This is a genomic window from Pseudomonas sp. PDM27, from assembly GCF_019219205.1.
GTDB classification, from domain to species: Bacteria; Pseudomonadota; Gammaproteobacteria; order Pseudomonadales; family Pseudomonadaceae; genus Aquipseudomonas; species Aquipseudomonas laurylsulfatiphila.
Genome location: NZ_JAHUWF010000007.1, coordinates 306610 through 319017, shown reverse-complemented (window position 1 = coordinate 319017; position 12408 = coordinate 306610). Strand labels below are relative to the sequence as shown.

Below are 12408 nucleotides of genomic sequence, written 5' to 3'. Positions count from 1 at the left end.
ACCAAGCGGATGGCTTCCGCTTTTTCCTCAGATGTAACAACCCGATATCCCATGATGCGTCCTTAAGTCGATGCTCCTACATCATGGTCCAAAAATGTTCGACCACTACACGGCAGCTCCTACAGGTTCACGCCGATCTCATGTAGGAGCTGCCAAAGGCTGCGATCTTTTGATTTTCAGATCAGGAATCGCGGCGCAAATCCGGCGGAATCGGCAGGTCATCCTTGAGCGGATCAGGCCGCTTGCCCTTGCCCGCCCGGTACTGTCGAATCTGATAGACGTAGGCCAGTACCTGCGCGACCGCCAGATAGAGCCCTCCGGGGATTTCCTGCTCCAGCTCGGTGGAGTAGTAAATCGAGCGCGCCAGCGCCGGTGACTCCAGCAACAGGATCTCGTTGGCCGCGGCGATCTCGCGGATCTTCAAGGCCAGGAAGTCAGAGCCCTTGGCCAGCAATACCGGCGCACTGCCCTTCTCCGGGTCGTACTTGAGCGCCACGGCGTAGTGCGTCGGGTTGGTGATGACCACGTCGGCTTCGGGAATGGCGGCCATCATCCGCCGCTGGGACATCTCACGCTGCAGCTGTCGAATCCGCTGCTTGACCTCCGGCCGTCCCTCCTGGTCCTTGTGCTCGTCGCGCACTTCCTGCTTGGTCATCAGCAGTTTCTTGTGGCTTTCCCAGAGCTGCACCGGCACATCCACCGCAGCGATGAGGATCAGCCCGCACGCCATCCACAAGGTGCTCCAGCCCACCACTTGCAGACTGTGGATGATTGCCATGTCCAGGGGCTCATGGGCGATACGCAGCAGGTCGTCGATGTCCGACGACAATACCGCCAGCGCCACGAACAGGATGATGATGAACTTGGCCAGGGCCTTGAGCAGCTCGACCAGCGACTTGGTCGAGAACATGCGCTTGAGGCCGGGACCGGGGTTCAAGCGGCTGAACTTGGGCGCCATTGAGCTTGCCGCGAACAGCCATCCCCCCAGGGAAATCGGTCCGATGATGGCGGCCAGCACCAAGGTGATCATCACCGGCTGGATCGACCACAGGGCAATTTGTCCCGAGCGCATCAGGTAGGTGGCCATGGAGCGTTGATCCAGAATCACTTCCCGCGGCAGCGAGAAGTTGATGCGCATCAGCTCCATCATGTCCTGCGCCATGGCGCCGCCAAAAATCAGCAGCGCCGAGGCACCGACCAGCATGATCGCCAGGGTGTTGAGCTCCTTGGACCGCGCTATCTCACCCTTTTCACGGGAGTCTTGCTTGCGCTTCTCCGTGGGGTCTTCTGTTTTGTCCTGACCGCTTTCGCTCTCAGCCATGACTCAGCTCGCCCTTGCCATATCGCGCAACAACTGCAAGGCCTCGGTGGCCAGCGGTTGATACTGATTGAGAATGTCCGCCAGCCCGACCCAGACGATAAACAGCCCCAGGACCAGGATCAACGGGAAGCCGACCGAGAAAATATTGAGTTGCGGTGCCGCCCGGGTCATGACGCCAAACGCGATGTTGACCACCAGCAGCGCGGTGACCGCCGGCAACACCAGCAACAACGCCGAACCGAGCACCCAGCCGAGCTTGCCGGCCAGCTCCCAGTAATGGTTGACCATCAGGCCACCACCCACCGGCAACGTGGTGAAGCTTTCAGTGAGGACCTCGAACACCACCAGATGACCGTTCATGGACAGGAACAGCAGCGTCACCAGCATGGTGAAGAACTGCCCGATCACCGCCGTCGAGACACCGTTGGCCGGGTCGATCATCGAAGCGAAACCCATGCCCATCTGGATGGCGACAATCTGTCCGGCCACCACGAAGGCCTGAAAGAACAGCTGCAGGGAAAACCCCATCACCGCGCCGATGAGGATTTGCTCGGCGATCAGCAACAGCCCGCTCAGGTCCAGGGGATTGACCGGTGGCATCGGTGGCAGCCCCGGCGCGATGACCACGGTAATGGCCAGCGCGAAATAGAGGCGGATGCGCCGAGGCAGCAGGGTCGTGCCAAACACCGGCATGACCATCAACAGGGAGCCGACGCGAAACAGCGGCAACATGAAGGTCGCCACCCAGGTGCTGATCTGCGTATCGGTCAGCGCAAGCAGCGACATGGTTTAGCCGATGACCTGAGGAATACTGCCGTACAGCTGCAGGATGTACTCCATGAAGGTCTGCACCAGCCACGGCCCGCCGACGATCAGCGTCACCAGCATTACCAACAGGCGCGGCAAAAAGCTCAGGGTCTGTTCGTTGATCTGGGTGGCGGCCTGGAACATCGCCACCAACAACCCCACCAGCAGGCTCGGAATCACCAGCACGGCAACCATCATGGTGGTCAACCACAGGGCTTCGCGGAAAATATCTACGGCGACTTCAGGGGTCATGGCGATACACCGCCGAAGCTGCTGGCCAGGGTGCCGATGATCAGCGCCCAGCCATCCACCAGCACGAACAACATGATCTTGAACGGCAGGGAAATGATCAGCGGCGAGAGCATCATCATACCCATGGCCATCAGCACACTGGCCACGACCAGGTCGATGATCAGGAACGGAATGAAGATCATGAAGCCGATCTGGAACGCCGTTTTCAGCTCGGAGGTCACGAAGGCCGGTACCAGGATGGTTAACGGCGCCTGATCCGGTGTCGCGATGTCAGTGCGCTTGGACAGGCGCATGAACAGCTCAAGGTCGCTGGTGCGGGTCTGCGCGAGCATGAAATTCTTGATCGGCACCTGCGCCTTGGCGACCGCATCCTGGGCCGTCAGTTTTTCCGCCAGATAGGGTTGCAAGGCGTCCTGGTTAACCCGGTCGAACACCGGCGCCATGATGAACAAGGTCAGGAACAGCGCCATGCCGGTGAGGATCTGGTTCGACGGCGTCTGCTGCAGGCCCAGGGCCTGGCGCAGGATCGAGAAGACAATGATGATCCGGGTGAAGCTGGTCATCAGCATGACAAACGCCGGGATAAAACTCAGCGCAGTCATGATCAGCAGGATTTGCAGGCTGACCGAGTATTCCTGCGCACCCTGCGCATTGGTGCCCAGGGTGATGGCCGGGATCGACAGCGGATCGGCGGCGAATGCCAATGGCGCGGCCAGCATCAGGGCCAGCGTCAAGACGATGCGTAGCGCACCCATTACTTCTTATCCTTCTGATCTTTACCCAGCATCTCCAGCAGGCGCTGCGCAAACTCCGGCGTCGGCTTCTCGGTGCTCGGCACCTGCACCGGCTCCTTGAGGACGTGCAGCGCAGTGATGCTGCCAGGGCTCAGGCCAAGCAGAATCTGCTCGTTGCCGACCTGAACCAGCATCAGACGGTCGCGAGGCCCCAGCGCGCGGGAGCCGACAATCTCGATCACCTGCCCCTTGCCGGCCGGACCGGCCTGCTGGACCCGACGCAACAACCAGGCGAGGAAGAAGATCAACCCCAGCACCAGCAGCAAGCCGAACACCAACTGCGTCAGCTGCCCGGCAACACCACTGCTCACTGCTGGCGCAGCAGCCGTGGTCGCCGTAGCGACCGGCTCGGCCGCCAGCACGTCGAACGGCATGGCCAATACAAACCCGAGAAGCTTTTTCACTCAGCGCAGCTTCTTGATGCGTTCGCTTGGGCTGATCACGTCCGTCAGGCGGATGCCGAACTTCTCGTTGACCACCACCACTTCGCCGTGGGCGATGAGCGTGCCGTTGACCAGCACGTCCAGCGGCTCGCCGGCCAGGCGATCCAGCTCGATCACCGAACCCTGGTTCAGTTGCAGCAGGTTGCGGATGTTGATGTCGGTGCTGCCCACTTCCATGGAAATCGACACCGGGATATCGAGGATCACGTCCAGGTTCGGGCCTTCGAGGCTCACCGGATCGTTGTTTTTCGGCACGCTGCCGAACTCTTCCATTGGCAGGCGGTTGGACGCGGAGTTGCCGGAATCGGCGGCGAGCAATGCGTCGATGTCGGCCTGACCGGCATCACCGGTTTCTTCCAGGGCCGCGGCCCACTCATCGGCCAGGGCCTGGTCGTCTTGCGTGTTCATAATGTCAGTGTCCTCGGCGAGCAAAAGTTCAGAATTCGGTTAATCGCGAATGGGTAGGAGCGCCGGTCAACGGCGCTCGATCGGCTCGATCACTTGCAACGCCAGGTTGCCCTTGTGCGAGCCCATCTTGACCTTGAAGGCCGGCACGCCGTTGGCGCGCATGATCATTTCTTCCGGCATGTCGACCGGGATCACATCCCCCGGCTGCATGTGCAGGATGTCGCGCAGACGCAGTTGACGACGGGCCACCGTCGCGCCGATCGGCACGTCGACGTCCAGCACGTCCTGGCGCAGGGCGTTGACCCAGCGCTCGTCCTGATCGTCGAGGTCCGACTGGAAGCCGGCGTCGAGCATCTCGCGCACCGGCTCGATCATCGAGTACGGCATGGTCACGTGCAGGTCGCCGCCACCGCCATCGAGTTCGATGTGGAAGGTCGACACCACAATGGCTTCGCTCGGGCCGACGATGTTGGCCATGGCCGGGTTCACTTCGGAGTTGATGTACTCGAAGTTGACTTCCATGATCGCCTGCCAGGCTTCCTTCAGATCGACGAACGCCTGCTCCAGCACCATGCGCACCACACGCAGTTCGGTCGGGGTGAATTCACGCCCTTCGATCTTGGCGTGCCGGCCGTCGCCACCGAAGAAGTTGTCCACCAGCTTGAACACCAGCTTGGCGTCGAGGATGAACAGCGCGGTGCCGCGCAGGGGTTTGATCTTGACCAGGTTGAGGCTGGTCGGCACGTACAGCGAGTGCACGTATTCGCCGAACTTCATCACCTGCACGCCGCCGACCGCCACGTCTGCCGAGCGACGCAGCATGTTGAACATGCTGATGCGGGTATAACGGGCGAAACGCTCGTTGATCATTTCCAGGGTCGGCATGCGTCCACGGACGATGCGATCCTGGCTGGTCAGGTCGTAGCTTTTGACGCTGCCGGGTTCGGCAGCGTTTTCGGTCTGTACCAGACCATCGTCGACGCCATGCAACAGCGCGTCGATCTCATCCTGGGACAGCAGGTCCTGCACGGCCATGTCGTGTTCCTACTGCAGTACGAAATTAGTGAAAAGCAACTGTTCGATCACCACTTTGCCGAGCTCTTTCTGCGCCACTTCCTGGACGCTGGCGGTAGCCTTCTGCCGCAGCATTTCCTGGCCGACCGGCGACGCGAGGGTCGCAAAGTCCTGCCCGGAGAACAGCATCACCAGGTTATTGCGGATCACCGGCATGTGGACCTTGAGCGCTTCCAGATCCGCCGGGTTGCGCGCGAGCATGGTGATGCTCACCTGCATGTAGCGCTGGCGGCCGTTCTGGTTGAAGTTGGCCACGAATGCCGGCGCCATCGGCTCGAAAATCGCTGGCTGTTTGCCGACGGGAGCGGTTTGCGCTACGTCGGCGGCAGGCTTGTTCTGAGCGCTGTGCATGAAGTACCAGGTCGCACCCACGGACACACCGATCGCCAGCAGCAGGGCCACCACGATCAGGATGATCAGCTTGAGTTTGCCTCTGGTTGCGGGGTCTTTTACTGCTGCGTCGCTCTTCGCCATGCCAATAATCCGTCACTATTCGGGGTTTCACAGTTGCACGGCAAGGCAAGAGCAAGTGTTATGCCAGAAGTGTCGGGGGAGATGGGCGGACCGGCTTCGGTCGGAAGATCACCACAAAGCCACTGTGGGAGCGAGCTTGCTCGCGATGGCGGCGTGACAGTCGATGAAAACTTGACTGCCAGGCCCTCATCGCGAGCAAGCTCGCTCCCACAGGGTTAGGTGTTGTGTTCGTCAGGCGTAGTAGTCGACCGCGCTGGAGCCGATCACGCGGGTGGTAGTGGCAGCCACTTCAGCGACGCCCGCGGTCAGGTCGTCATCCATGGAATCGATACGGCCGCCACTGGCGCGGGTCCCTCCGGCCTGGCTTTGCCGGGCTTGTTCCTGCCCTTGTTGCGAACCACGGGACTGGTCCGAAACGTTGACATCGACCTGCCCCATGCCCTGCTGCGCAAACATGTCGCGCAAGCGATGGACCTGGCTGTCCAGTGCCTCACGGACGCCCGGATGCGCGCTCATGAACGTCACCTGGGTCTGCTGATCGGGAACCATGTTCACCCGAATGTCCAGACGCCCCAGTTCAGCGGGTTGCAACTGGATGTCCGCGGCCTTGAGGTTGGCGCTGGACAGGTACATGACCCGGTTCACCACCTCTTCGGTCCAGCCGCTCTGGTGCATGGCGATCGGCTGGTTCACCGGCAAGGCATTGGCTGTCTTCGGTGTGGCCGCCTGGGTCAGCGCGGCCAGACGGTTGGCGAAATCATCGACACGGGTATCGCTGACGGCAGACTTGAGATCTTTCAGACCGTCGTCGATCAAGCCGCTGAAAGCCTTGTCGTCACCTTTGCCGGTACTGTCCTTGTCGGCCTGAACGTCCAGCATGGTCGCCACGCCGGCGGCAAAGTTCTGCGCCGACGTCAGCTCACCGTCAGCCTGGGCTTGCGCCTGTGTCGGTGCGGCCTTTGGCTGCGCCTGACTGGAAGCCGACACGTGACCGCTCTGCTCCATCGCCAGGCGTAACGCCGGCAGGGCGTCGAGTGGATCGGCCTCGGGATCGAAGTCGCCGTCAGCGCTGGTCGGCGCCGGAACGCTTGTAGCCGCGGTCGCCGCAGCAACCGGCGCTTCAACCGTTGGCGGCACCGCATCGGCTACGGCAGGCGCTGCTGGCGTTGCTGGTGCTGAGACCACTGGCTGTATGGCTTGCTGCAATGCAGGATCAAGCGCCGGATCGACCGGCGCGGCATCGACGACCAGAGCCGGGTCGGCCTTTGCCGCATCATCGCCGGCGGTCTTGTCGTCAGCCTGCACCGATGGGTCGGCAGGCAAGGATTTGCCGCCATCGGCAACCACCGGCTCCCCGGCGGCAGACTTGTCGTCGCCAGCGTCCTTCTTTGCGCCGACGCCGGAGGTTTTCTCACGATCAGGCTTGAGCGGAGCATCCGCCAACGCACTGGGCTTGCTTTGCGCTTGATTGGCGTAGACATGGGCGAAGCTTGCGGCCTTGTCCCCGGGCTCTGCGGCCACTGCCGGAGGATTGGCGGAGGTCGCCTGAGTCTTGGCCTGCCTGGAGGCCTGAAGCAGAATATTGGGGGTAACGGGCATGAAACGGTCTCCGCTGCACAGGGCTCGTTAGTACAGTTGGGTTAGATAACTGCAAAGGTCGAGCCAGTTTCACTCGATAGAGACCAAAAGCAGCGTTTGCTCAGATTTTCGCCGGGCAACGCTGTCGCTCAGCTTCGTACAGAGGGCGGATACCGGCGAACTCGCGATCGATTTTGCCGACCAGTTCCAGAACGGCCGCGCTTGGCAAACTGGTGGCCTGTTGCTCAAGCTGGTGGCAGAGCTCGGTCAGCCGCAGGGCCCCCATATTACTGCTGCTGCCCTTGAAGCTATGGGCGGTTTCAACGAGCAGTGCGGCACTGTCAGCCGCTTTCAAGACTTTCAGGCGCTCTTCGGAGTCTGCAAGAAAGATATCCAGCAGATCCGGATACCCCTCTTCCATCACTTCCCGCAACGCACTCAGCACGTTGCGATCCACATGTGTGTCGTCGTCCACTTGCTCACTCCTTGATCAAGAATGCGCGGATTATGCCAGAGCCTCCCAGATAAACTCCACGCGTGCACTTCGACCATTGTCGGTCCAGCAGGCATTACGCCCCAACTGGCGGATCAGACTGATCCCGCGTCCCGACAGGCGGATGGCGTCCAAAGGCCTTTCCATCACCCGCTCGACATCGAACCCCTCGCCACTGTCATCGACCTGAATCGTCAGGCAACCGCCGTCATCTGTCGGCGCCACCTGCAAATGGACCCGCACATAGCCTTCCTGCAGCTCGCCGAGCCGGGCATTGCGCTCTTGATAATATCGCGCAAAACCCGAGGCATTGCGCTTGAGGCTCGAATCCAGCCCCAGCACGCCATGCTCCAGCGCATTGGAATAGAGCTCCGCCAACACACTGTAGAGCGCACCGCTCTGAGCCCGAAGGCCATGCACCTCAAGCAGCAACTGCAACAGATAGGGCAAGGGGTTGAATCGCTTGAGCGTAGCGGCGCGGAACTCGAAGCTCACCGACCAGTCCAGCGGACACGACTGGCCGCTGTCGGAGTAGACCAATGCCGGTGGCGTGACCTGCTCCGGCTCCAGCAGGCTGATTTCGACCATGCTGACATCGTCGCGCGCTTCACCACCGAAATCGCGCAGCGCCTGCTCGATCTCTTCGAACAGCGCATCCGGCTGACGATTGGCGGCGAACACCTGCTGCAATCGCTGCACGCCAAACAACTGTTCATTGGCGCCGCAGGTGTCGATCACCCCATCGGACAGGAGGAACACCCGATCCCCGGGCGCCATGGGAAACACTTCGGTGCGCTCATCGAAGGATTCCGGGCTCAGCACCCCCAAAGGCAGGTGCCGCGCCGGCAGAGGGGTGCGCTCGCCACTGGCAATGCGATGCAGGTAACCGTCGGGCATTCCACCGTTCCAGACCTCCACCGCACGACGCTGAAAACTCAGGCACAGCATCGTGGCACAGCAGAACATGTCCACCGGCAGGATGCGCTTGAGCTTGGCATTCATTTCACGCAGGGTTTCCGCCAGGCCATAGCCCTTGGCGGTCATCCCGTAGAAGACTTCGGCCAGGGGCATGGCGCCCACGGCCGCCGGCAGACCGTGGCCGGTGAAGTCGCCCAGCAATATGTGCATGTCTCCGGCCGGGGTGAACGCGGCCAGCAACAGGTCGCCGTTGAACAGCGCATAGGGTGATTGCAGATAACGGATATTCGGCGCGGCGTTCAGGCAGCCGGCGTGCGCCACCTTGTCGAAAACCGCCTTGGCCACGCGCTGCTCGTTGAGCAGGTAGTCGTGGTGCCGGGCGATCTGGTCACGCTGCTGCAGAACGGTGTCCTGCAAGCGCCGCAAGCGATCCATGGCCTTGATCTTGGCCGCAAGAATCACCTGGTTATAGGGCTTCGCCAGAAAGTCGTCACCGCCGACCTCCAGACAACGGGCCAGCGCCTCGCTTTCGGACAAGGACGTGAGGAAGATGATCGGCACCAGGGTTTCCCCGGCCAGGGCCTTGATCTGCCGGGCCGCCTCGAAGCCGTCCATGACCGGCATCATCGCATCCATCAACACCAGGTGCGGTTGTTGCTCGCGAAACGCGTCGACCGCTTCGGCGCCGTTGGCCGCCGTCAGCACTTCGTGCCCCTGGCGGCGCAGGATGCTCGCCAACAGCAGGCGATCGGCGGCGCTGTCCTCGGCAATCAGGATCGTCAGCGGCTCCAGTGGCTGCATGGCAATCAACTGATGTCGAACAGTTTGTCGAAGTTGGAGATGGCGAGGATTTTGCGCACGTCGGTACTGCTGTTGACCACGCGGATGTCGGAGTCATCGCCACCGGCGTGATCGCGCAGCAAAAGCAGCATGCCCAAGGCCGAGCTGTCGAGGTAAGTGGCGTCTTTCAGGTCGACCACAACCGCCGATAGCTGTTTATCTTCGTAGGACTGACGAAATTCCTGATGTTTGGCGAAATCGAAACGCCCCTTGACCGAGATCGTCAGCTTTTGCCCATCGGGTGAGACTTCTGTAACAACTGGCATGTCATGGCTTCCTTGTCATTTGTAAACCTGCTTGTACAAGGTTTAGCAGTTGGTAGAGGTTGGGGCAAGGCTGGAAACGGCGCAAATCCTGTGGGAGCGTGGCTTGCCCGGGATGAACGATAACGCAGCCCACCCGATTCAATACTGATCCTGCCGCGGCAAGCGCTGGGATAATTCGTCCAACAACTTTTGCTCGCGCCGGTCTTCGAGCGCCCGCGCCTCATCGGCATAGCGCTGAACCAGCTTGCGCAGGCCTTCGACCCGGGCAAATGCCTGCTGCCAGGTTTCCCGGGCCTTGTTCAGGTTGTTTTGATGCCAGGCCAGGCTTTGCCGCTGCTGGTCGATGGCCGTGCCCAGTTGCGCCAGGAAGCCCTGATACCCCAGCAACCATTGACCCGAGACACCGCCGCTGCCGCGTACGATCCATTGCTCCTGATAGTCGAGGCGGAAGGCTTCGAGGTCGGCGAGCTTGCTTTCCGCCAGGCGAACCTGCCCTTGAAAGTGCCCCAGGCGCTGGACCGCGGTTTTCTCGGCCTTTTCGGCCATTTCCACCACCGGCGCCAGCCTGCCTGCCCGACTCTGGGCCATGACCGCTTACCCGCCCGCCGCGGGCGCGAAGATCGAGGCGAGATACGCTTCGCTTTCACCCAGGCTGATGCTGTCGTTGAGGCCCTGGCGCAGGTATTTGACCAGTTGCGGTTGCAGGGAAATCGCCAGGTCGGTCTCGCGATCGCCGCCGGCGACATAGGCGCCGACGCTGATCAGGTCGCGACTCTGTTGATAACGCGACCACAGCTGCTTGAAATATTGCGCACGAGCCATGTGCTCCGGCGACACCACCGCCGGCATGACCCGGCTGATGGACGCTTCGATATCGATGGCCGGGTAATGCCCTTCCTCGGCCAGGCGCCGGGAGAGCACGATGTGTCCGTCGAGTACACCCCGTGCCGAGTCGGCAATCGGGTCCTGCTGGTCGTCGCCTTCGGACAGCACGGTGTAGAACGCAGTGATCGAACCGCCGCCCTTCTCCGCGTTGCCGGCCCGCTCCACCAGTTTCGGCAGTTTGGCGAACACCGATGGCGGATAGCCCTTGGTTGCCGGTGGTTCGCCGATGGCCAGGGCGATTTCCCGCTGGGCCTGGGCAAAACGGGTCAGGGAGTCCATGAGCAACAGGACATTCTTGCCCTTGTCGCGGAAATATTCGGCGATGCGCGTGCAGTACATGGCGGCGCGCAGTCGCATCAGCGGCGCATCGTCCGCCGGGGACGCCACGACCACTGAACGCTTGAGTCCTTCTTCACCGAGGATGTGCTCGATGAACTCCTTGACCTCACGCCCCCGCTCACCGATCAGACCGACGACGATAATGTCAGCCTCGGTAAAGCGCGTCATCATCCCCAGCAACACCGATTTACCGACACCGGTACCGGCAAACAGGCCGAGCCGCTGGCCGCGGCCGACCGTCAACATGCCGTTGATGCAACGGATGCCCACGTCCAGCGGTTCACTGATCGGCTCGCGCTTGAGCGGGTTGATGGTCGGGCCGTCCATCGGCACCCAGTCTTCGGCCTTCATCCCGCCCTTGCCGTCCAGTGCGCGACCGGCACCGTCGAGCACTCTTCCGAGCATGCTCATGCCCATGGGCAGGCGACCGGTATCCGCCAATGGCACCACTCGGGCGCCGGGTGCGATGCCGGCGACACTGCCGACCGGCATCAGAAAGACTTTGCTGCCAGAGAAGCCCATGACCTCGGCTTCCACCTGCACCGGGTGATAGCTGTCGTCATTGATGACCATGCAGCGGCTGCCCATGGCGGCGCGCAGGCCTTCGGCTTCGAGGGTCAGGCCGACCATGCGCAGCAGGCGGCCTTCGAGGATCGGTGCGCCCTCCAGTTCCGTGGCCTCGGCGTAGCTGCCCAGACGTTTGGCGAAGCTGGTGCGTTCAAGGCGCATCAGGTGCATCCGGCTCTGGCGCGGCAGCAGGCTTGCTGTCGACCGGCAGTTCCAGGCTCAGGTCAGGCGCGGCCGGGTGCAGGGCCTGCTCGTGCAACTGGTCGAACAGCTTGTCCATCACCCGCGCGATGCGGGTTTCCACCGTGGCGTCGATACGGCTGTGTTCTGTCTCGACCCGGCAACCGCCAGGCAACAACGACTCGTCTTCGACGATGCGCCAGGTTTCTTCATGGCGTTCGCGCAGGGCTTTGACCTGTTCGAAATCCTGCGGGTTGATGTACAGCCGCACATTGCCCACGCCCAACGGCAGGAGCTTCAGCGCATCGCGCATGACGTGTTCGATCTGCGTCGAGTCGATGGCCAGTTCGCGCTGGATCACCTGTCTGGTGATGTGCTGCACGAGGTCGACCAGGGACTTTTCGATCTGGGTGTCCTGTTCGGCGATGGGCTCGAACAGGTGCGTCATCAATTGCTCCAGCGCCGCGATCTTGGCGGTCAGGGCCACTTCGGCTTCCTGGCGGACCTTGAGCGTGGTGCTGTGGAAACCTTCCTTCTCACCCACCGCGAAACCTTCGTTGTAGGCTTCCTGGCGAATGCTTTCGAGTTCTTCGAGGGTCAGTGGCTGGACTTCCTCCAGCGGCACTTCCTCCATTTCCGGCGGCTCGGGTTCAGGCTCAGGTTCCGGCTCGGGTTCCGGCGGGTCGAAACTGGGCAGCGCCCAGGTATCGAAGCCACTGACATCCCTGGCCCGGATCAGGTCAGTGGGTGCATCATCATTCTTGACCAT

General features: G+C 61.8%; 15 protein-coding genes. All 15 read right to left on the bottom strand.

Annotated features, from left to right (window positions below):
* Positions 1-181 precede the first annotated feature (181 nt).
* Positions 182-1321, bottom strand: a complete 1140-nt coding sequence (flhB, locus tag KW838_RS17080) for a flagellar biosynthesis protein FlhB (protein WP_218501886.1) — start codon at positions 1319-1321, stop codon at positions 182-184.
* Positions 1322-1324: 3 nt separating this feature from the next.
* Complete coding sequence (gene fliR, locus KW838_RS17075; protein ID WP_218501884.1) at positions 1325-2107, bottom strand: flagellar biosynthetic protein FliR; 783 nt, start codon at positions 2105-2107, stop codon at positions 1325-1327.
* A gap of 3 nt (positions 2108-2110) precedes the next feature.
* Positions 2111-2380 carry a flagellar biosynthesis protein FliQ gene (fliQ, locus tag KW838_RS17070; RefSeq protein ID WP_015096238.1) on the bottom strand — a complete coding sequence of 90 codons (270 nt, stop codon included), beginning with the start codon at positions 2378-2380 and terminating at the stop codon, positions 2111-2113.
* The gene (gene fliP, locus KW838_RS17065; RefSeq protein WP_015096239.1) at positions 2377-3135 is read right to left on the bottom strand and encodes a flagellar type III secretion system pore protein FliP; all 759 of its coding nucleotides are present in this window, start codon (positions 3133-3135) and stop codon (positions 2377-2379) included. The genes fliQ and fliP overlap by 4 nt, the downstream gene beginning before the upstream one ends.
* Positions 3135-3548, bottom strand: a complete 414-nt coding sequence (gene fliO / locus KW838_RS17060) for a flagellar biosynthetic protein FliO (RefSeq protein WP_218501899.1) — start codon at positions 3546-3548, stop codon at positions 3135-3137. The genes fliP and fliO overlap by 1 nt, the downstream gene beginning before the upstream one ends.
* A gap of 30 nt (positions 3549-3578) precedes the next feature.
* Positions 3579-4025, bottom strand: a complete 447-nt coding sequence (gene fliN / locus KW838_RS17055; RefSeq protein WP_015096241.1) for a flagellar motor switch protein FliN — start codon at positions 4023-4025, stop codon at positions 3579-3581.
* A gap of 66 nt (positions 4026-4091) precedes the next feature.
* Positions 4092-5060, bottom strand: a complete 969-nt coding sequence (gene fliM, locus KW838_RS17050) for a flagellar motor switch protein FliM (protein ID WP_015096242.1) — start codon at positions 5058-5060, stop codon at positions 4092-4094.
* 9 nt (positions 5061-5069) lie between these two features.
* Entirely contained in the window at positions 5070-5573 is a 504-nt protein-coding gene (gene fliL, locus KW838_RS17045; protein WP_218501882.1) for a flagellar basal body-associated protein FliL, read from the bottom strand.
* 231 nt (positions 5574-5804) lie between these two features.
* Entirely contained in the window at positions 5805-7172 is a 1368-nt protein-coding gene (locus KW838_RS17040; protein ID WP_218501880.1) for a flagellar hook-length control protein FliK, read from the bottom strand.
* Positions 7173-7272: 100 nt separating this feature from the next.
* The gene (locus KW838_RS17035; RefSeq protein WP_218501896.1) at positions 7273-7572 is read right to left on the bottom strand and encodes an Hpt domain-containing protein; all 300 of its coding nucleotides are present in this window, start codon (positions 7570-7572) and stop codon (positions 7273-7275) included.
* 84 nt (positions 7573-7656) lie between these two features.
* Positions 7657-9363 carry a fused response regulator/phosphatase gene (locus KW838_RS17030; RefSeq protein ID WP_218501878.1) on the bottom strand — a complete coding sequence of 569 codons (1707 nt, stop codon included), beginning with the start codon at positions 9361-9363 and terminating at the stop codon, positions 7657-7659.
* 5 nt (positions 9364-9368) lie between these two features.
* Positions 9369-9668, bottom strand: coding sequence for an STAS domain-containing protein (locus tag KW838_RS17025; RefSeq protein WP_007975342.1), 300 nt, complete (start codon positions 9666-9668; stop codon positions 9369-9371).
* A gap of 138 nt (positions 9669-9806) precedes the next feature.
* Positions 9807-10256, bottom strand: a complete 450-nt coding sequence (gene fliJ / locus KW838_RS17020) for a flagellar export protein FliJ (protein WP_102699429.1) — start codon at positions 10254-10256, stop codon at positions 9807-9809.
* Between the two features lie 6 nt (positions 10257-10262).
* The gene (gene fliI / locus KW838_RS17015; RefSeq protein ID WP_218501876.1) at positions 10263-11621 is read right to left on the bottom strand and encodes a flagellar protein export ATPase FliI; all 1359 of its coding nucleotides are present in this window, start codon (positions 11619-11621) and stop codon (positions 10263-10265) included.
* Entirely contained in the window at positions 11611-12408 is a 798-nt protein-coding gene (gene fliH / locus KW838_RS17010) for a flagellar assembly protein FliH (protein ID WP_102699431.1), read from the bottom strand. Before fliH ends, fliI begins: the two co-directional genes overlap by 11 nt.